The sequence below is a fragment of the Nocardiopsis ansamitocini genome, assembly GCF_030268225.1.
In the GTDB taxonomy this organism is placed as follows: Bacteria; Actinomycetota; Actinomycetes; order Streptosporangiales; family Streptosporangiaceae; genus Nocardiopsis_D; species Nocardiopsis_D ansamitocini.
The window spans coordinates 281,035-300,706 of record NZ_BSQG01000001.1 but is presented as its reverse complement, the minus strand read 5'-3'; the positions used below and the strand labels follow the sequence as shown (position 1 = coordinate 300,706).

Sequence of the window (19,672 nt, the reverse complement as noted above, 5' to 3'; positions counted from 1 at the left end):
GCAGGTGTCATCTACCGAGTCGCCCGCGTCCGGAACCCCCGGCCGGCGCAGGAAACCCGCTGGAGCGGCGCCCTCCGGTGAAGGCCGGTCCGAGGAGCGTGCCAACCGTGCGCGCGGTTCGCGCCGCAAAGGCGGTGGACGACGGTCGGGCAAGCGCGGTCCGATCGTTCCGGTCCTTCTCGGCGTCCTGGGACTCGCGGTCGTCGGTCTCGTCGTGGTCCTGCTGCTTGACCTCCTCGGGCCCGGTGCGACCGCCGGCGAGGCGATGCCCACCCGCTACGAGGTCTATGACTCCGGGGAGGCCAGTGAAGTCCTTCCCGAGCGGGAGATGGACCCCCGTCCCCTCAACGAGGAGGAGGTCTTTGGCCGCGGCAACGCCGAGATCACCGGTCAGGGCATGACTTTCGCGCTGGCGTCCCAGTCGCTCTCCGAGAACTGCTCCGAAGCCGTCTGGGGGGACAAGGCCGCCGCGGCGCTCGCCGAGGCCGACTGCTCCCAGGCGGCCCGTGCCGGATACGCCTCTGACGACTACGTCGCCCTGGCCACGCTGTTCAAACTGCGCGACATCGACGCGGCCAAGGCGGTGGCCGCCGCTCTGGAGCCGGTTGCCGACGAGGACGGGGCCGAGCAGCCCGGTTTCCTCGTGCCGCCGACCACTGACGCGCCCTTCGACGTTCTCGGCGCGGGCTTCAGCTCCGCCGAGGCCACCGTCAACGGCCACTATCTGATCATCATCTGGGTCCAGTCCATCGGTTCCCAGACGCCCGAGGACACGGAGGACCTCTCCTCGCCGCTGATCGCGCTGAACGTCAAGTTCGACATGCCTGTCCTGTACCGAGTGGGCGAACGGGAGAACTTCCTCGGTGAACCCGAGACGGACACCGAGGCCGGTACCGGTGCGGAGGCCGGTACCGAGACCGGCGCCGACCCCGGTGCGGAGGCCGGTACCGAAGGAGCGACCGGTTGAGCGAGCGCCTCCAGCGCCCGCAGCCCGTCGAGTCGACGATGACCGACCTCTCTCCCGCGTTGACCGCCCTGCTCGCCGAGCAGGGCGTCGACGCCACTCGTGCCCATCGCGTCCTGGCGACCCTCGCCGGCGGCGGCTGGTTCACCCCGAGCGAGCTCGTGCGGGCGACCACCGTCGCCCACCGGGTCACCGCCGCGGTTCTGACGGCTCTGGAGGGCGAACTCGACGACGACGGCCACCGGATCCGCCTGCGTGAACCCGGTCGCTACGCCGCGTTCGCGGCCAGGCCCGGTCTGGCCGACCCGGTCGGTCACCTCCTCGCCCCGCACCGCGAAGCACTCGCGCGGTTGGAACGCCTGGTCGCGCAGGCCCCCACGGCGCGCGCCGACCTCGACCACGTGGCCGCCACCGCGCACACCGCGCTGCGCCGAGCGGTGTTCCTGGCCACCCGGTTCGACCTCCAGGGGGCGCGGCTGCTGTGTGTGGGCGACCACGACCTCACGTCGCTGGCCCTCGCGCTGGTCCACCCCGGCGTCGAGGCGGTCGTGGTCGACATCGACGAGCGGATGCTGAGATACATCGATACCGAGGCCACCGAACTGGGGCTGAACGTGCGCTGCTATTTCGCCGATTTGCGCCTGGGGCTGCCGGCATCGTTGCGTTCGACGGCCGACCTGGTCTTCACCGATCCGCCGTACACCCCTGAGGGGGTGGAGCTGTTCGTGCGCCGCGGTCTGGAAGGGCTGGCCCGGCCCAAGACCGCGCGCGTGCTGATGGCCTACGGGGCAAGCGAAACCACCCCGGCACTGGTGGCCAAGACACAGGAGCGTCTCACCCGCCTCAACCTCGCCACCGAGGCGTTGTGGCCCGATTTCAACCGGTACCTGGGCGCCGAGGCGATCGGTGCGGCCAGCGACCTCTACGTGCTGCGCCCCACCGCGCGAACCCCGACGAATCCGCGTGAACCGGAGGGTGACGCCCGGATCTACAGTCAGGGTGCGAACGCCCGCGAATCCGCGACCGCAATGGACGCCGAGGCCGCCACGCGTGTCTGGGCCGATCTCGCCCCCGACCTCTACGTCGGGAGGTGGCCGCGCGCCGCACTGCCCGAAGGGGCGCGACGCGCTGGCCTCACGGCCTGGTTCACCGCACCGGTACGCGCACGCACGGCCGTTCTGGACCTCACCGGTGGCCACGAGGCTCTTGCCGAACGGGTGATTCTGGCTTCCGGGGCAGACGTGCTGCGCGTCGTGTTGGCCGCGGACGCTCCCCAGGTCCGCGATGCCGCCGGCCTGAACCGGTTGCGTGCGATCGTGGGCGGGCACCACGTGCTGGAGGTCGAACGGGGCGTGCCCGACGAGCGTCGTGCACTGCTCACCGTGCGTTCCGCCGACGCCGACCGTCCGGTTGTCGGCACCCCCGTCGAAACACTGCTGGGGGAGTACCTGCGCCGGCGCGCCCACGGCTCGATCGCGGCGGTGCTCAGGGAAGGGCTGACCCGCCTCTCCGCGGATCTGGGCACTCCGGTCAACAAGAAACAGGCCCGTACCCTCGTGGCTCGTGCCCTGCCCTGGCTGGCCGGACACACCTTGCTTGACCTGCCGTTGCACCGGTTCCCCGCCCTCGACGAGGCCGTGGCCCACCTCGCGGGCCACGTGGCCGCCGAGTAGGGAATAACCCCTGGTAAGGCGAGCCTTAGTAGAAGAGTGGCCGGATGTGGCGTGTATTCTTGCGAAGCTGCTTTCCCCGAGCGGGGTTTGCGAGCGCTTTTGCCGGATACATAGCCGCATGCCGCTTGAAACGGTGAGTTTCGGGCACCGTATCCTGCAAAGGGACGGGCGAAGGGGTACCCCTCGCCATGAACGACCGTCGCACTGTGGCGACGGTTGGTCTAGACCTCCAGTCCGTTGGCGGTTCGGACCGGAGACAACGTAAATTCACCGCGGGTGCCGCGATCACCTGGTATATCACCGGTTGTCACGAGGAAGTGCCCGCAAGCCCCGACTCCTGGGGCCTGCGGGAAACGGGTGTGGGTAAGAGCGGCCCTGGCGTGCCGTCGCAGCAGGGCCAATGTCGTCCCGATTGCGCTTTTCACAAAGCTCAGACGAAAGACGACAGGAGGGTAGATGCCTGCTGGCCAGGTGCGGCGTTCGTTTGTCCGACCGAACGCGAAGTCCACTTCCGAGGGCCTGTACGACAGCTCCTACGAACACGATGCCTGCGGTATCGGGTTCGTGGCCGACCTCTCCGGCCGTCGCAGCCACGACATCGTCGAGAAGGCGCTGACCGTGCTGCGCAACCTCGACCATCGCGGCGCCTCCGGGGCAGACCCCGACGACGGCGACGGGGTCGGCATCCTCACCCAGCTCCCCGACGAGCTCTTCCGCCAGGAGTGCGGCTTCGAGCTGCCCGAAGCGGGAACCTACGCCGCAGGCATCGCCTTCCTGCCCGCCGAGGCGGCCGAGCGCAGCGCCGCCGTCGCCGCCATCGAGCGCATCGTCGAAGAAGAGGGGCTGTCCCTCCTCGGCTGGCGCGACCTGCCCTTCGAGCCTCGCTACTGCGGCCCCGTCGCGGCCGAGGCCATGCCGTTCTTCGGCCAGCTGTTCATCAGCGGCCGCGCCGGCACCCCCTCGGCCGGACTCGGCGGCATCGAACTGGAGCGCTACGCCTACTGCGTGCGCAAGCGCGCCGAGCACGAGGTCGGCGTCTACTTCCCCAGCCTCTCGCCGCGCACCATCACCTACAAGGGCATGCTGACCACGCCGCAGCTGGAGCCCTTCTTCCCCGACCTGTCGGACCGGCGCTACGCCTCGGGCCTGGCCCTGGTGCACTCGCGTTTCTCCACCAACACGTTCCCCTCCTGGCCCCTGGCGCACCCCTTCCGCTACGTCGCGCACAACGGCGAGATCAACACAGTCAAGGGCAACCGGAACTGGATGCGGGCCCGCGAAGCCACCCTGGCCAGCGACCTCATCCCCGGCGACCTCTCCCGGGTCTTCCCCATCGTGGACGCCGACGACTCCGACACCGCGTCCTTCGACGCGGCCCTGGAACTGCTGCACCTGGGCGGGCGCTCGCTGCCCCACTCGGTGCTCATGATGATCCCGGAGCCCTGGGAGAACCACACCGAGATGGACCCCTCGGTGCGTGCCTTCTACGAGTTCCACTCCATGCTCATGGAGCCCTGGGACGGTCCGGCCTCCGTGAGTTTCACCGACGGAACCCTCATCGGCGCCGTTCTGGACCGCAACGGGCTGCGCCCGGGCCGCTACTGGGTCACCGAGGACGGCCTCGTCGTCCTGGCCAGTGAGGTCGGCGTCCTCGACATCGAACCCGAGCGCGTCGTGCGCAAGGGCCGGCTTCAGCCCGGCCGCATCTTCGTGGTCGACACCGCCCAGGGCCGCATCATCGAGGACGACGAGGTCAAGGCCGAACTCGCGGCCGAGCACCCCTACGCCGACTGGCTGGCCGAGGGGGTCGTGCGCCTGGCGGACCTGCCCGCGGCCGAGGCCGCCACGGTCACCGACCTGGTCCACGAACAGCAGGTGTTCGGTTACACCGAGGAAGAGCTGCGCATCATCCTCACCCCCATGGCACGCACCGGGGCCGAGGCCCTGGGGTCCATGGGCACCGACACCCCCGTCGCCGCGCTCTCGGCCAAGTCCCGACAGCTCTTCGACTACTTCTCGCAGAACTTCGCCCAGGTCACCAACCCGCCGCTGGACGCCATCCGCGAGGAAATGGTCACCAGCCTGGGCACCGCACTGGGGGCAGAGGAGAACGTACTCTCCCCCGACCCCGACGACTGCCGCCGCATCGTGTTGCCCACTCCCATCGTCGACGAGGCCGAACTGGCCGCGATCGTCGCCGCTGGAAGCCCCGACGGCGACCCGGCGTTCCGCGCGCACACCGTCACCGGCACCTATCCGGTCGCCGGCGGGGGAGCGGCCCTGGCCGCACGCCTCGACGAGGTCTGCACCGAGGTGTCGGCCGCCATCGCCGAGGGCGCGCACATCATCGTGCTCAGCGACCGCGGCACCGACCCCGAGCAGGCGCCGATCCCGACGCTGCTGCTCACCGGGGCCGTCCACCACCACCTCGTCCGCGAGAAGACCCGTACCGACGTCGGCCTCATCGTCGAGGCCGGCGACGCCCGCGAGTGCCACCACATGGCGCTGCTGCTGGGCTACGGTGCGTCCGCGGTCAGCCCCTACCTGGCCCTGGAGTCCGTGCGCGACCTCGCCAAGCGCGGCGTCATCAACGGAATCGACCCGCAGCAGGCCGCCCGCAACACCGTCAAGGCCTACGGCAAGGGTGTCCTGAAGGTCATGTCCAAGATCGGCGTCTCCACGGTGAGCTCCTACACCGGCGCGCAGATCTTCGAGGCACTGGGCCTCGGGCCCGAGGTCGTGGACCGCGCCTTCACCGGCACCACCTCCCGGCTCGGCGGTGTCGGCTTCGACGTCCTGGCCCAGGAAGTCCGGATGCGCCACGACGTGGCCCACGCCGACAACCCCGTCGACCACCGCCGCCTCGCCGTGGGCGGGGAGTACCAGTGGCGCCGCGAAGGCGAGCCGCACCTGTTCAACCCCGAGACGGTCTTCAAGCTCCAGCACTCCACCCGGACCCGGCGCTACGAGATCTTCAAGGAGTACACCAGCAAGGTCGACGAGCAGTCCGAGACGCTCATGACCCTGCGCGGCCTGTTCACCCTCAAGGAGGGGGTGCGCGAACCCCTGGACATCGACGAGGTCGAGCCGGTCTCCGCCATCGTCAAGCGCTTCTCCACCGGCGCGATGTCCTACGGCTCCATCTCGGCCGAGGCCCACGAGACGCTCGCCATCGCGATGAACCGCCTCGGCGGCAAGTCCAACACCGGCGAGGGCGGTGAGGACGCCCGTCGCTTCACCCCCGACGACAACGGGGACCTGCGGCGCAGCTCCATCAAGCAGGTCGCCTCGGGGCGTTTCGGTGTCACCTCGCACTACCTCACCAACGCCGACGACATCCAGATCAAGATGGCGCAGGGCGCCAAGCCCGGCGAGGGCGGCCAACTGCCCGGCCACAAGGTCTACCCGTGGGTCGCCGACACCCGGCACTCCACCCCCGGGGTCGGCCTGATCTCGCCTCCGCCGCACCACGACATCTACTCCATCGAGGACCTCGCCCAGCTCATCCACGACCTGAAGAACGCCAATCCCCAGGCGCGGGTCCACGTGAAGCTGGTGTCCGAGGCCGGGGTGGGCACCGTGGCGGCGGGTGTGTCCAAGGCCCACGCCGACGTCGTGCTGATCTCCGGCCACGACGGCGGAACCGGTGCCTCCCCGCTCACCTCGCTCAAGCACGCGGGCACCTCCTGGGAGCTCGGCCTCGCCGAGACCCAGCAGACCCTGCTGCGCAACGGTCTGCGCGACCGCATCGTCGTGCAGGCCGACGGCCAGCTCAAGACCGGCCGCGACGTCATCGTGGCCGCGCTGCTGGGCGCCGAGGAGTTCGGCTTCGCCACCGCGCCCCTCGTCGTGTCGGGCTGCATCATGATGCGCGTCTGCCACCTCGACACCTGCCCCGTCGGCGTGGCCACCCAGAACCCCGAGCTGCGCGAGCGCTTCTCCGGCAAGCCCGAGTTCGTCGTCAACTTCTTCGAGTTCATCGCCCAGGAGGTGCGCGAGTACCTCGCCGCGCTCGGCTTCCGCACCCTGGACGAGGCCGTCGGGGCCGTCGACATGCTCGACGTGCGCGAGGCCGTCGACCACTGGAAGGCGTCGGGGCTGGACCTGTCGCCGATCCTGCACGAGGTCGAGCCCTACGCCGGCGACCACCGCCGGCACATGCGCACCCAGGACCACGGGCTGGAGAAGGCCCTGGACAACACCCTCATCCAGCTTTCCGAGGGGGCCCTGGAGTTCGCGACACCGCTCAAGCTGGACCTGCCCGTGCGCAACGTCAACCGCACGGTCGGCACCATGCTGGGCCACGAGGTCACCAAGCGCCACGGCGCATCGGGCCTGCCCGACGACACCATCGACGTCACCTTCACCGGATCCGCCGGGCAGTCCTTCGGGGCGTTCATCCCCAAGGGCGTCACCCTGCGCCTGGTCGGTGACGCCAACGACTACGTCGGCAAGGGGCTCTCCGGCGGCCGCATCACCGTGCGTCCCTCCGAGAGCGCCCAGTTCGCGGCCGAGGACCACATCATCGCCGGCAACGTCATCGCTTACGGCGCGACCTCCGGCGAGGTGTTCCTGCGCGGCGTCGTGGGTGAGCGGTTCTGCGTGCGCAACTCCGGAGCACTGGCCGTCGTCGAAGGCGTCGGCGACCACGGCTGCGAATACATGACCGGCGGACGTGCCGTCGTCCTGGGCCGCACCGGCCGCAACTTCGCAGCGGGCATGTCCGGCGGCATCGCCTACGTGCTCGACCTCGACGAAGGCCGGGTCAACGCCGAGATGGTCGACATCGACCCCCTCGACGACACCGACCGCGTCTTCCTGGAGGACGCGCTCACCCGGCACCACGCCGAGACCGGATCGACCGTCGCCCAGGCGCTGCTCGCCGACCTCGACCTGGCCGTCGAGCGTTTCGCCAAGATCATGCCCCGCGATTTCAAGCGCGTCCTCACCGCCCGCGCCGAAGCCGAGCGCGACGGCCGCGACGTGGCCCAGGCCATCATGGCCGCCGCCCAGTCCTAGGGCAGCACCGACCAAGGAAGGAGAAGCACAATGGCCGACCCCAAGGGTTTCCTCACCACAACCGAGCGGGAGCTGCCCCGCCACCGTCCCGTGGACGTGCGCATCCAGGACTGGCGCGAGGTCTATGAGGACTTCGAGCGCGGAACCGTCGTCAAGCAGGCGTCACGCTGCATGGACTGCGGAATCCCCTTCTGCCACAACGGCTGCCCCCTGGGCAACCTCATCCCCGAGTGGAACGACCTGGTCTACCGCCACGACTGGGGCGAGGCCATCGAACGGCTGCACGCCACCAACAACTTCCCGGAGTTCACCGGGCGACTGTGCCCGGCTCCCTGCGAGTCGGCGTGCGTGCTGGGCATCAACCAGCCGGCCGTGACCATCAAGAACGTCGAGGTCTCCATCATCGACCGGGCATGGGAGGAGGGCTGGGTGCGTCCCCAGCCGCCCACCACCCGCACCGGGCACACCGTCGCAGTCGTCGGATCGGGGCCGGCCGGCCTGGCCGCCGCCCAGCAGCTCACCCGGGCCGGTCACACCGTGACCGTGTACGAGCGCGCCGACCGCATCGGCGGCCTGCTGCGCTACGGCATCCCCGAATTCAAGATGGAGAAGCGCCACATCGAACGGCGCGTGGCCCAGATGCGCGCCGAGGGCACCGAGTTCCGCACCGGCGTCGACATCGGCGCGGACGTCACCGTCGAAGAACTCAAGAGCTCCCACGACGCCGTCGTCCTGGCCGGCGGCGCAACCGCGTGGCGCGACCTGCCGGCCACCGGTCGCCAGCTCACGGGCATCTATCAGGCCATGGAGTACCTGCCCCTGGCCAACCGGGTGCAGGAGGGCGACTACGAGCAGCCGCCCATCTCCGCACAGGGGAAGCACGTCGTCGTCATCGGCGGCGGCGACACCGGTGCCGACTGCGTGGGCACCGCCCACCGCCAGGGCGCGGCCTCGGTCACCCAGTTGGAGATCATGCCCAAGCCCCCGGCCAAACGGCCCGAGGGTCAGCCCTGGCCGACCATGCCCATGCTGTACAAGGTCACCAGCGCCCACGAGGAGGGCGGCAAGCGGCTCTACTCCGTCAACACCGTCGAGTTCGTGGGCGATGACGAGGGCAACGTGCAGAGCCTCAAGCTCGTCGAGGTCAAGCGCGGCGAAAAGGGCTTCGAGCCCGTTGCGGGAACCGAGCGGGAAATCCCCGCACAGCTCGTCACCCTCGCCATGGGCTTCGTCGGCCCGCAGAAGGAGGGGATGATCGAGGACCTGGGCGTCCAGCTGGACGGGCGCGGCAACGTCGTGCGCGACACCGACTACGCCACCACCGTCGACGGTGTGTTCTGCGCCGGCGACATGGGCCGCGGGCAGTCGCTCATCGTGTGGGCGATCGCCGAGGGCCGCAGCGCTGCAGCGGCGGTCGACCGTCATCTCAGCGGTCGGACCGTCCTGCCCACCGCGATTCCTCCCACGGAACGCCCGCTCGTCTGACCTGTTGTTCTGTTCGTGTACGGCTCCGGACCGCCTCGCGGTCCGGAGCCGTACCACGTCCACCGGCGCTCCCCGGGCCGATTGAGTAGAAAAGCGGATGCCGCTCGTTTGCGCCGCCCATAGCGTGGACGACGTGGGATATCACGTACTGGGCGAGGCCGCCATGGTCATGCACTTCGCCTTCCTCGGATACGTCGTCGCAGGTGGCTTTCTTGCCTGGCGGTGGCCGCGCGCGATCTGGCCGCACATGGCATTCGCCGTCTACGCCCTGGGCATCGTCGTCATCGGCTGGGACTGCCCCCTCACCGGCCTCGAGTACTGGGCCCGAAGCCGCGCCGGCGAACAGGGGCTCACCGAGGAAGGCTTCATCGCGCATTACCTGACCGGTGTCCTCTACCCGGAGCAGTACCTCGTCCTCGCCCAGGCCGCGGTAGCCACGACAGTGGCCCTGTCCTGGGCCGGAGCAGCCTGGCTGACCACACGGCGAAACCGGGCCCGCCTCGTCGGGAGGCGTTAAAAAAGCGTTTGGATCCATTGGTGCAACTTCGCCCGGAAGGCGCCAATGACCTGCGAAGATGTACGAAATTACGACATTCGGCGGATGTTTGTTCCACAGAAGTCGGGCGACACTCAAACTATGACCGAAACGATGATCAGCCCTGTTGAGCCCGCCGAACACTACATCGCCCGGAACGCTCGGCTCATTGATCGCTACCGCTTCGCCTACCTGTTCCAGAACGGTCCCGCAGAGCCCGTCCGTGCGGCCCTGGACACCTACCGCAACGTCGACGGAGGGTACGGAAACGCTCTCGAACCCGACTTACGCGGACACGCCAGCCAACCCCTCGCAGCGGCCACCGCTCTGAGCGTCCTCGACGAGCTCGGCCCTTTGCCGCGCGACGTCCTTCCCGGGCTGCTGCGCTACCTGACCAGTGTCAGCCGGCCCGACGGGGGACTGCCCCCGGTCCTGCCCGGTGTGCGCCATTCGGACGCGGCACCCTGGTGGCGTGAGCTGACCGACCACTCCAGTGCACTCGACCCCACCGCGTTCATCGTGGCACTGCTGCACAAGCACCACGCCCCGAGCCGGTGGCGCGACCACGCCACCGCCTTCTGCTGGACCCGCATAGCCGCTCTCCGCTGGATCCGCCCCGAACAGGCCGTTGCGGTCTGCACCTTCCTGGAGCACGTCTCCGACCGCGAACGCGCCCAGACCGAGCTGCGCCGGCTCGCCCCCATGCTGCTGCGCACCGTCACCATGACCCCCGGAACGTTTCGGGGGCCGACCCCTCTCGACCTGGCACCGACCCCCCGCCACATCATCCGGCCGCTCTTCGCCGACACCCTCATCCGCGCCCACCTCGACGCCCTCCAGGCCGCACAGGCGCTCGACGGAGGCTGGCCGGCCGAGCACATCGCCTGGTGCCCCGGAGCCCACGCCGCCCAGCGCGACCTCGCGACCCTGCGCGCGCTCACCGCCCTGCGCGACAACGGCCGCCTGGGCGGGAGCACACCGGTCAGGCAAAGGACACCGGCCGACGCATGATCTGATCCGCAGCGGGCAGCCGCAACCGGTGTAACCATTCACGCCACGAGAGCGAAAAGGGGACCGTCACCTCATGGCAACCGAACTCACCGGTCGTACCATCGCCTTCCTCGCAGCACCCGAAGGCACCGAGCAAGTCGAACTCACCGACCCCTGGGGCCGAGTCCAGGAGGCCGGTGGACAACCGAGGCTGATCTCCACCGAAAGCGGCTCCATTCAGGGCTTCAACCACCTCGACAAGGCCGACACCTTCGTCGTGGACGCCACCGTCCACGACGTTAAGGCCACCGACTTCGCCGGACTCGTCCTGCCGGGGGGAGTCGCCAACCCCGACTACCTGCGCACCGACGAACGCGCCGTCGCCCTGATCCGGGAGTTCTTCGACGCCGGCCTGCCCGTCGCCGCGATCTGCCACGCGCCCTGGACCCTGATCGAGGCCGACGCCGTACGCGGGCGCAGGCTCACCTCCTACCCGAGCCTGCGCACCGACCTCGTCAACGCCGGGGCGGACTGGGTCGACGAAGAGGTCGTGGTCTGCACCAGCGCGCCCGGCACGCTCGTCACCAGCCGCAACCCCAACGACCTGCCGGCCTTCGGATCGGCTTTGGTCCGTGCCTTCGCCACCGGTCGATAGCGTTTTCGTTCGTGTCAATCCCGGCGGCGCGTTCTTCTGCGCGTCAGCCGGTTGACGCGTACTCGCAACTTGGTTTAGACCAATCGACCGGCCGGACGCCCTAAAGTGTTGTATGTGACACGTCGAGCAAAAATCGTCGCGACCCTCGGCCCCGCAACATCGAGCCCGGAGATCCTCCGCCAGCTCGTCGACGCCGGGCTGGACGTAGCGCGACTCAATCTCAGCCATGGTACGTACGACGACCACCGCGCCAACTACGACAACGTGCGAGCCGCCGCTGCCGCCAGCGGTCGCAGCGTGGGCATCCTCGCCGACCTCCAGGGACCCAAGATCCGCCTCGGCACCTTCGCCGACGGACCGGTGGACCTGCACCCCGGTGACGAGTTCACCGTCACCATCGACGACGTGCCGGGGGACCGGCACCGGGTGTCCACCACCTACAAGGGCCTTCCGGGCGACGTCCGCCCCGGTGACCGCGTCCTCATCGACGACGGCCGCGTCGTGCTGGAGTGCGTCAAGTCCTCCAGCACCGATGTCCACACGCGCGTGCTCATCGGCGGCACCGTCTCCAACAACAAGGGACTCAACCTCCCCGGCGTCTCGGTCGCCGTGCCCGCCCTCACCGAGAAGGACGAGCGGGACCTGCGCTGGGCCCTCGCCCAAGGCGTGGACATGGTCGCGCTGTCCTTCGTGCGCAGCCCCACCGACGCCGAGGACGTCCACAAGATCATGGACGAGGTGGGCGTGCGCGTCCCCCTCATCGCCAAGGTCGAGAAGCCGCAGGCCGTCGAGCGCCTCCAGGACATCATCGAGGTCTTCGACTCCGTCATGGTCGCCCGCGGCGACCTCGGTGTCGAACTGCCCCTCGAAAACGTCCCCATGGTGCAAAAGCGCGCCGTCGAGCGCTGCCGCGACAAGGCCAAGCCGGTCATCGTCGCCACCCAGATGCTCGAATCGATGATCAGCTCGCCGCGCCCCACCCGGGCCGAGGCCTCCGACGTCGCCAACGCCGTCCTCGACGGTGCGGACGCGGTCATGCTTTCCGGCGAGACCAGCGTCGGGCAGTACCCGATCGAGACCGTGCAGACGATGGCGCGCATCATCGCTGCGGCCGAGCAGGAGTCCCTGCGCGCCTCGCACGTCCTCAACCGGGTCCCCGAGACCACCGGCGGGGCCATCGCCCGAGCCGCGGCCGAGGTGGGCGCCACCGTCGGCGCCAAGGCGCTCGTGGCCTTCACCATGAGCGGTGAGACCGCACGCCGCCTGGCCCGTTACCGCTCGCCCATCCCGTTGCTCGCCTTCTCCACCGAGCCCAAGACCCGGGCACAGCTCTCCCTGAGCTGGGGCGTGGAGACCCACCTCGTGCCGTGGGTCGACAACACCGACGACATGGTCCGCCAGGTCGAGACGGAGCTGCTGGAGATGGGTCGCTACCAGCGCGGCGACAAGATCGTGATCGTCGCCGGCAGCCCTCCCGGAAGCCAGGGGTCCACCAACATGCTGCGGGTGCACCGCATCGGTGACGCCATCGCCCATCACAGCTGAGGTTTTTCGGCCCCACGACCGCGTTCCCTGGTAGCGGGCATGTTTCGTCTCCCGCCCGATGCCAGGGGAGCGCGGTCGTCGCTTTTTGCCACCCCGATCCTGTTTCAGGGCCGGGCTTCGGTCTTCTCGCCCGTCGTCACCCGCTCCAGCGGCATGTCCCACGGCAACAGGTTCCACGGGCTGGCCGGATCGGTCGTCAACAGCCCCATCGCAGTCCAGACCCGATCGGAGCCGGCATCCTCGGAACCGCCGCCCTGCCACAGCAGATATCCGGCGTGGAACGCCGCTGCCAACTGGTCCCAGCTGCCGTAACGGCGTTGCAGGTCGGAGGCGACCCGTCTGAGCAGCCCCTGGGTCTCCACCGGGCTCAACCAGTCCAGGGTGGCCCCGCCGCAGGCCAGGCGGACCAGATGCGCCGACTTCCACCACTGGTAGGCGCCGATCACGATGGTCTCGGCGGACTCGTCCGCGCCGATCACCGCGCGCATCCGTTGCGCCTGTCCGGTGGTCAACACGATGCTCTGCCCGGGACCGCCCCCTTCCGGGTCACGGCTGCGCGCGGTGCCCGTGCGCAGGTCGACCAGCAGGTCGGTACTGCGACCGGTGTGCAGTTCGTTCCAGAGCCGGTCCACCGTCGTCAGCAGCGATTCCCGGTCGGTCACGCCCCACTCCAGCTCGAAGACCTTGCGGTAGCGCCGCCGCAGTTGAGGGCGCGCCACCACGTCCCACGGTTCGGCCAGCGCGACCCGGAAGGGCGCCGCCACCGCGGCGGCCCACCGTTCCGTGCTCAAGGGGGCGTCGGTGTCCTTGGTGCGCAGGGTCGGCGCCTCGCGTGAGCCGATCACCAACTCCGCGAAGGACCCTGCCGCCAGCGCGATGATCGGCAGCAGCGCCCACCCCGGCCGGCCGAGTCCGACAAGGACGACGGCAAGTCCGCTCAGGGGTGCCAGCAGCCACGGCTGTCGACGGTGGGAGGCCCAGGCCACGACAACCCACGCCACGATCGCCAACAGGCCCATGAATGCGACCACCGCGGTGAACACCGTCACTCCCTTCCACCTCCCGAGCCTTGTCCGCTTCCGTTGGATACCAGGATCAAGGACCGCTGCCCGCAACGGCGACCAAACCCGCGTGTTGTACTCAGGTTGTAGCCGTGATGTGACCCCGTCCCATTGATTCGGCCGCTTCGGTAGGGCCCAAAAGCCCGATTGAGTAGCGCCGTACCGGGAACGGGTCGGTGTTTCGCGCCGATGAAGGATGCGGACAGGGTGGCCCGGGAAACCTCGGGGCGTGGAGGCACTGTCCGGCCGCCGGCCGGTACCGGGACGGATGCAAGGAGGGTCGAACAGCAAGAGAGCCACCCGGATGGGATGGCTCTCTGGTCGTGCTGGTGCCCCGAGTGGGATTCGAACCCACACTGTATGAGGTTTGAGCTCATTTTCTCTGCCGGTTGGAATATCGGGGCATTTATTAATTTTTGTCCGACTTGGCGGAAGCTGCCACTGTATTGGCCGGAGCGGTCTCGTGCAAAAAGGGCCCCGGGAAGCAGTGCGAACTCCCTGCCTGGTGCAGACCATCCTAGCGGATCTCGGTACGCTCTTGTCTGTGACGCAGACGCAGAGCCGCGTGGTGATCGCGGAAGACGAGGCCCTCATCCGACTGGACCTCAAGGAGATGCTTGAGGAGGACGGTTATGCCGTCGTGGGGGAGGCCGGTGATGGGGAGACCGCGGTCAGACTGGCCGGCGAGCTGCGGCCCGACCTCGTGATCCTTGACATCAAGATGCCGATCCTGGACGGCATCTCCGCCGCAGAGCGGATCGCCGGCGAGCGGATCGCGCCGGTCGTGATATTGACCGCGTTCTCCCAGCGCGATCTCGTGGAACGCGCCCGTGACGCCGGCGCGATGGCCTACCTGGTCAAACCGTTCAACAAGGCCGATCTGGTGCCCGCGATCGAGATGGCGGTCAGTCGTTACGCCGAGATATCGGCACTGGAGGCGGAGGTCACCGGTCTGGGCGAACGCCTGGAGACGCGCAAGCTGGTGGAGCGGGCCAAGGGCCTGCTGCAGAGCAAGCACGGGCTCAGCGAGCCCGAGGCGTTCCGCTGGATCCAGAAGAACTCGATGGACCGCAGGCTGACCATGCGCAAGGTCGCCGAGACCGTCGTGGAGACCCTCGACGGCAAGTAACCCTTTTCGGTCTCTTCTCCACCGCGTCCCGAAACATCCTGCGGGGGCGCGCCGTCACCCGGCGCGCCCCCGTTTTGTGCTCCCCGGCATCCCCGCAACTGGTGAGCTGCAAAAACAGGGGTCACGTTCCCGTTATCGATTGCATCACGGATGCGCACGAAGCAGTGACGTTTGGGTCACGTGGCTTTAGCGATGCTGAATGGACGTCCTAAATCGGGCTAAACTCACGCCATCCCACTCAAGCCATAGCCCGGTTCCGGTGCGTCTTCCGCCCGGGTCCGGTACATCGATGCGCAAGGGAGCGCACGTGCGCAAACGCCTCGTGACCTTGCTGCTTGCCGTGATCGCCGTCATTCTGGCGGTCCCGGGAGCGGCCTCAGCAGATACCCCGGGGGGTGAGTCGCTGGTCGTCACCCTCACCGACCCGGCCAAGAGCCCCGTCGAGGGAGTGCTCCTCACCGCCTACAAGGGCGAGGAGGAGATCGGTTCGGACTCCACCGACTCCGACGGAGAGTGGCGGGTAGAGGTACCCGGGCCGGGCAGCGACTACCGCGTCGTCCTGGACCCCGAGACTCTTCCGGACGGAGTCGACGTCAACGAGCAGGCCTATGAGCGTGCTCCGTTGCGACCGGTGACCGAGGGCCAGGAGGCGCGTCTCCTCTTCCGACTCGTCCCCGAGGCCGAGGCCACCCAGGCCCCGGAGGAGCCGAGCCCGAGCGCGGAGACCGACGGTGCCGCGGGTGCCGACGACGGTGCCGTCGACGACTCCGCAGACGGTGCCGCCGCCGAGACCGGTGTGAGCGCCGGAACCCCCTTCGGGGTCGCCGCGCTTCAGCTGTCGGTGTCGGGCCTGATCTTCGGCCTCATCATCGCCATCTCGGCGATCGGTCTCTCACTCATCTTCGGTACCACCAGGATGACCAACTTCGCCCACGGCGACATGGTCACCTTCGGCGCGATGATGGCCCTGATGTTCAGCACGGGAACCATCTTCGGCGGTATTCCCCTGATCATCGCCGCGGTGCTCGCGGTGCTCGCCGGGGCGCTCCTCGGACTGGGGATGGAGTGGTTCATCTGGAAGCCGCTGCGCAAGCGCAACGTCGCCCTCATCCAGATGTTCATCGTCTCCATCGGCTTCGCGCTGCTGATCCGCCACATCATCACCGTGGCCTTCGGCGCCAACCGAATGCGTTACAACGAGTACCAGATCCAGCAGCCCATCCACATCGGGCCGGTCTCGATCGTCCCCCGCGACCTCATCATCATGGGCATCGCGATCCTGGTCCTGATCCTGGTCGGTGTGATGCTGCAATACACCAGGATCGGCAAGGCGATGCGCGCCGTGTCGGACAACCGCGACCTCGCGGAGTCCTCGGGCATCAACGTCGACCGCATCACCCTCTACGTGTGGGGTCTCAGCGGTGCGCTGTCGGCACTGGGCGGCGTCCTCTACGGCCTCAACCAGACCGTGGACTGGCAGATGGGCTTCCGCCTGCTGCTGCTCATGTTCGCCGCGGTCATCCTCGGTGGCCTGGGCACCGCGTACGGCGCCATGGTCGGAGGCATCGTCGTCGGTCTCGTCGCCATGCTCTCGACGCTGTGGTTCCCCACGGAGCTGATGAACGCGTGGGCCCTCGGCATCATGATCGTGGTTTTGTTGGTCCGGCCTCAGGGAATCCTGGGCCGCCGGGAACGGGTCGGCTAGGAGACGCACAATGGACTTGCTGCAAATCCTCGCCGAGGCCTTCCGCTCGGCGATCGCTCCGACAGCGGCCTTCTACGCCCTGGCCGCCATCGGGCTCAACATGCACTTCGGTTACACCGGCCTGCTCAACTTCGGCCAGGTCGGCTTCATGCTGGTGGGCGCCTACGGCGTCGCGATCAGCGTCAACACGTTCGGACTGCCGCTCCCGGTCGGGTTCCTGGTCGGCGTTCTCTGCGCCGTCGTCCTCGCACTGCTACTGGGAATCCCCACCCTGCGGTTGCGAGCCGACTATCTCTCCATCTGTACGATCGCGGTCGCCGAGGTCCTGCGGCTGCTCTACCGGGCCCAGTTCGCCGCGCCCCTCACCGGCGGTGTCTACGGACTGCAGGGTTTCGCGCGCTCGTTCTACGACGTGAACCCCTTCCCGCGGGGCAGTTACGGCTTGCTCGGGGTCAACTTCACCCACCAGGCCCTCTGGGTGATGGTGGTCGGCTGGGGCCTCGTCGGGGTCGCCTGCGCCATCTCCTGGATGCTCGTGCACAGCCCCTGGGGGCGTGTGCTCAAGGGCATCCGCGAGGACGAGGACGCGGTGCGCAGCCTCGGGAAGAACGTCTTCGCCTACAAGATGCAGAGCCTCGTCCTGGGCGGCGTCTTCGGCGCCCTGGCCGGCGGTGTGTGGATGCTGGCCCAGCAGACGGTCACCCCCGAGCTGTTCATGCCGCAGGTGACCTTCTACCTGTGGGCGATGCTGCTGCTGGGCGGCGCGGGCCGCACCTTCGGCCCGGTCCTGGGCGCGATCATCATGTGGTTCCTGCTGTCGATCTTCGACGGACTGCTGCGCGGGGCGGCTGCCGAAGGGCTCCTGCCCTTCCTGAGCAACTCCGATGTGGGCGCGCTGCGGCACGCCTTCGTCGGCCTGGCGCTGCTGCTGCTGATCATCTACCGGCCGCAGGGGATCATCGGCAAGCGTGAGGAGATGCTGGTCAATGTCAAGTGACGAAGTGCGGGCCGCTGCCGACCCCCTGGCCGGTACCGAGCCGGTCCCGGGCGTCGCCAAGCCCGACCCGATCCTCAAGGCATCGGGCATCAAACGCAGGTTCGGCGGGCTCACCGCGGTCAACGTGGACCACCTTGAGGTCCAACGGGGCACGATCACCGCACTGATCGGCCCCAACGGCGCGGGCAAGTCCACGCTGTTCAACCTGTTGAGCGGATTCGACCAGCCCGACGAGGGCCAGTGGTCCTTCAACGACCACCAGTTGCGGCGCCTGCGCGGGCACCAGGTGGCTCGTCTGGGCATGGTGCGGACCTTCCAGCTGACCAAGGCGCTGACGCGACTGTCGGTGCTGGACAACATGCTGCTGGCCGCCCCGGGACAGACCGGCGAGGGTTTCCTCGGCGCGTTCTGGCGTCCGGGGTGGAAGGCCCAGGAGAAGGCGAACCTGGCCCAGGCGGAGTCGCTGCTGGAGCGGTTCAAGCTCATCGCCAAGCGTGACGACATGGCCGGAAGCCTGTCGGGCGGCCAGCGCAAGCTGCTGGAGATGGCCCGGGCGCTGATGGTGAACCCGTCGCTGCTGATGGTCGATGAGCCCATGGCCGGCGTCAACCCGGCACTGGTGCAGTCGCTGCTCGGCCACATCACGGCCCTGCGCGACGACGGCGTCTCCGTGGTCTTCGTCGAGCACGACATGGACGTCATCATGGGGATCAGCGACTGGATCGTGGTCCTGGCCCAGGGCCAGGTGATCGCCGAGGGCCGTCCCGCCGACATCCGCAGCAACAAGCAGGTCGTCGACGCCTACCTCGGCGCCCAGCACGACGAGCCGGCCGCGGCGGCCGGGTCGGAGGAGGAGTCATGAGCACCGACGTCCCCGAGGTCCCGGACGAGGAAGTCGCGGCGATCCAGGAGCACCGCGAGGAGGTCCTGCAGAACGCGGACTCCGAGGGTGTGGAGAACTTCGACGACTACCTCCTGGTCGCCAACGAGATGGTCGCCGGGTACGTCCCCGGGGTCAACATCCTCAACGGCTGCACGCTCACCCTCACCGAGGGCGAGGTCGTGGCGATCATCGGCCCCAACGGCGCGGGCAAGTCCACGCTGATCAAGACGATCTTCGGCTTGATCCCGGTCCGCTCGGGCTCCCTGGTGCTGCGGGGCAAGAGCATCGCTAACCTCTCCGCCCACGAGCTCGTCTCGCAGGGTGTGGGCTACGTCGCCCAGACGCAGAACGTGTTCCCCACGCTCAGCGTCGAGGAGAACCTGGAAATGGGCGCCTACCTGCGGCCCAAGAAGTTCGCCGAGCGCTTCGCGGTCGTGTCCGAGCTCTTCCCGCTGCTGGCCAAGCGCCGCAAGCAGAAGGCCGGTGCGCTCTCGGGCGGCGAGCGCCAGATGGTCGCGATGGGCCGGGCGTTGATGATGGACCCGTCGGTGCTGCTGCTGGACGAGCCCACCGCCGGCCTCTCGCCCATCTACCAGGACGAGGTCTTCCAGCGGGTCAAGCAGATCAACTCCACCGGTGTCTCGGTGATCATGGTTGAGCAGAACGCTCGTCGCTGCCTGCAGATCTGCGACCGCGGTTACGTTCTCGACCAGGGCCGCAACGCCTACACCGGCACCGGGGCCGAGCTTCTGGGCGACCCCAACGTCATCGAGCTCTACCTGGGCACCCTCGCCAAGGGCTGACCAGGGGCAGTACACCGAAACGGCCTGGCCGGGGACATCCCCGGCCGGGCCGTTTCGGTGTACGCGGAGCGTCCCGCACGGCTTTCCGAACCCGTGGGTCGTGTCCCGGGCGCCGATCCGGTGGTGAGCCCGGGGGGAGTGGAGCCCGGGCGGCCGGCCTCGGGGGCGAGACGCCCGTACGGACAGGACGAAGCCGGTGCGGGTACGGGTGCGGTTGCGGGCAACGGG

General features: G+C 68.7%; 14 protein-coding genes and 1 tRNA gene. 13 read left to right on the top strand and 2 right to left on the bottom strand.

Going from position 1 to position 19,672, the window contains the following annotated elements; genetic code table 11:
• The first annotated feature begins 4 nt into the window (after positions 1-4).
• The 8 genes from QSJ59_RS01330 (at position 5) to pyk (ending at position 12,866) form a co-directional block, all read left to right on the top strand.
• Positions 5-967: a hypothetical protein gene (locus QSJ59_RS01330; protein ID WP_285756791.1), complete on the top strand. Its 963-nt coding sequence runs from the start codon at positions 5-7 to the stop codon at positions 965-967.
• Complete coding sequence (locus QSJ59_RS01325; protein WP_285756790.1) at positions 964-2,637, top strand: bis-aminopropyl spermidine synthase family protein; 1,674 nt, start codon at positions 964-966, stop codon at positions 2,635-2,637. The genes QSJ59_RS01330 and QSJ59_RS01325 overlap by 4 nt, the downstream gene beginning before the upstream one ends.
• A 456-nt stretch (positions 2,638-3,093) precedes the next feature.
• Positions 3,094-7,656, top strand: coding sequence for a glutamate synthase large subunit (gene gltB, locus QSJ59_RS01320; protein ID WP_285756789.1), 4,563 nt, complete (start codon positions 3,094-3,096; stop codon positions 7,654-7,656).
• A 30-nt stretch (positions 7,657-7,686) separates the two neighbouring features.
• Entirely contained in the window at positions 7,687-9,141 is a 1,455-nt protein-coding gene (locus tag QSJ59_RS01315; RefSeq protein WP_285756788.1) for a glutamate synthase subunit beta, read from the top strand.
• A 133-nt stretch (positions 9,142-9,274) separates the two neighbouring features.
• A complete protein-coding gene (locus QSJ59_RS01310) occupies positions 9,275-9,658 on the top strand; it encodes a DUF2784 domain-containing protein (protein ID WP_285756787.1) in 384 nt (127 codons plus the stop codon).
• Between the two features lie 120 nt (positions 9,659-9,778).
• Complete coding sequence (locus QSJ59_RS01305; protein WP_285756786.1) at positions 9,779-10,687, top strand: prenyltransferase; 909 nt, start codon at positions 9,779-9,781, stop codon at positions 10,685-10,687.
• 73 nt (positions 10,688-10,760) lie between these two features.
• Complete coding sequence (locus QSJ59_RS01300; protein WP_285756785.1) at positions 10,761-11,321, top strand: type 1 glutamine amidotransferase domain-containing protein; 561 nt, start codon at positions 10,761-10,763, stop codon at positions 11,319-11,321.
• A 114-nt stretch (positions 11,322-11,435) separates the two neighbouring features.
• Positions 11,436-12,866 carry a pyruvate kinase gene (gene pyk, locus QSJ59_RS01295; protein ID WP_285756784.1) on the top strand — a complete coding sequence of 477 codons (1,431 nt, stop codon included), beginning with the start codon at positions 11,436-11,438 and terminating at the stop codon, positions 12,864-12,866.
• Positions 12,867-12,970: 104 nt separating this feature from the next.
• On the opposite strand, the gene QSJ59_RS01290 is transcribed toward pyk, so the two are convergent.
• Positions 12,971-13,909 (bottom strand): DUF1266 domain-containing protein, encoded by a 939-nt coding sequence (locus tag QSJ59_RS01290; RefSeq protein WP_285757839.1) that lies wholly within the window; start codon positions 13,907-13,909, stop codon positions 12,971-12,973.
• A gap of 345 nt (positions 13,910-14,254) precedes the next feature.
• Positions 14,255-14,331 (bottom strand) — tRNA-Leu (locus tag QSJ59_RS01285).
• A 161-nt stretch (positions 14,332-14,492) separates the two neighbouring features.
• Between QSJ59_RS01285 and QSJ59_RS01280 the strand changes: the two genes are divergently transcribed.
• From QSJ59_RS01280 to QSJ59_RS01260, 5 genes are all read left to right on the top strand, one after another.
• A complete protein-coding gene (locus tag QSJ59_RS01280) occupies positions 14,493-15,056 on the top strand; it encodes an ANTAR domain-containing response regulator (RefSeq protein ID WP_285757837.1) in 564 nt (187 codons plus the stop codon).
• Between the two features lie 307 nt (positions 15,057-15,363).
• The gene (locus QSJ59_RS01275) at positions 15,364-16,761 is read left to right on the top strand and encodes a branched-chain amino acid ABC transporter permease (RefSeq protein ID WP_285756783.1); all 1,398 of its coding nucleotides are present in this window, start codon (positions 15,364-15,366) and stop codon (positions 16,759-16,761) included.
• Positions 16,762-16,771: 10 nt separating this feature from the next.
• A complete protein-coding gene (locus tag QSJ59_RS01270) occupies positions 16,772-17,758 on the top strand; it encodes a branched-chain amino acid ABC transporter permease (RefSeq protein WP_285756782.1) in 987 nt (328 codons plus the stop codon).
• Positions 17,748-18,620, top strand: a complete 873-nt coding sequence (locus tag QSJ59_RS01265) for an ABC transporter ATP-binding protein (protein ID WP_285756781.1) — start codon at positions 17,748-17,750, stop codon at positions 18,618-18,620. Before QSJ59_RS01270 ends, QSJ59_RS01265 begins: the two co-directional genes overlap by 11 nt.
• Positions 18,617-19,444 (top strand): ABC transporter ATP-binding protein, encoded by an 828-nt coding sequence (locus QSJ59_RS01260; RefSeq protein WP_285756780.1) that lies wholly within the window; start codon positions 18,617-18,619, stop codon positions 19,442-19,444. Before QSJ59_RS01265 ends, QSJ59_RS01260 begins: the two co-directional genes overlap by 4 nt.
• The last annotated feature ends 228 nt before the right edge of the window (positions 19,445-19,672 follow it).

Bases quoted from the DNA above. Each gene is read 5' to 3' on its own strand.
- gltB (WP_285756789.1), top strand. From the start codon at position 3,094: ATGCCTGCTGGCCAGGTGCGGCGTTCGTTTGTCCGACCGAACGCGAAG.
- QSJ59_RS01315 (WP_285756788.1), top strand. From the start codon at position 7,687: ATGGCCGACCCCAAGGGTTTCCTCACCACAACCGAGCGGGAGCTGCCC.
- QSJ59_RS01305 (WP_285756786.1), top strand. From the start codon at position 9,779: ATGACCGAAACGATGATCAGCCCTGTTGAGCCCGCCGAACACTACATC.
- QSJ59_RS01300 (WP_285756785.1), top strand. From the start codon at position 10,761: ATGGCAACCGAACTCACCGGTCGTACCATCGCCTTCCTCGCAGCACCC.
- QSJ59_RS01270 (WP_285756782.1), top strand. From the start codon at position 16,772: ATGGACTTGCTGCAAATCCTCGCCGAGGCCTTCCGCTCGGCGATCGCT.
- QSJ59_RS01265 (WP_285756781.1), top strand. From the start codon at position 17,748: ATGTCAAGTGACGAAGTGCGGGCCGCTGCCGACCCCCTGGCCGGTACC.
- QSJ59_RS01260 (WP_285756780.1), top strand. From the start codon at position 18,617: ATGAGCACCGACGTCCCCGAGGTCCCGGACGAGGAAGTCGCGGCGATC.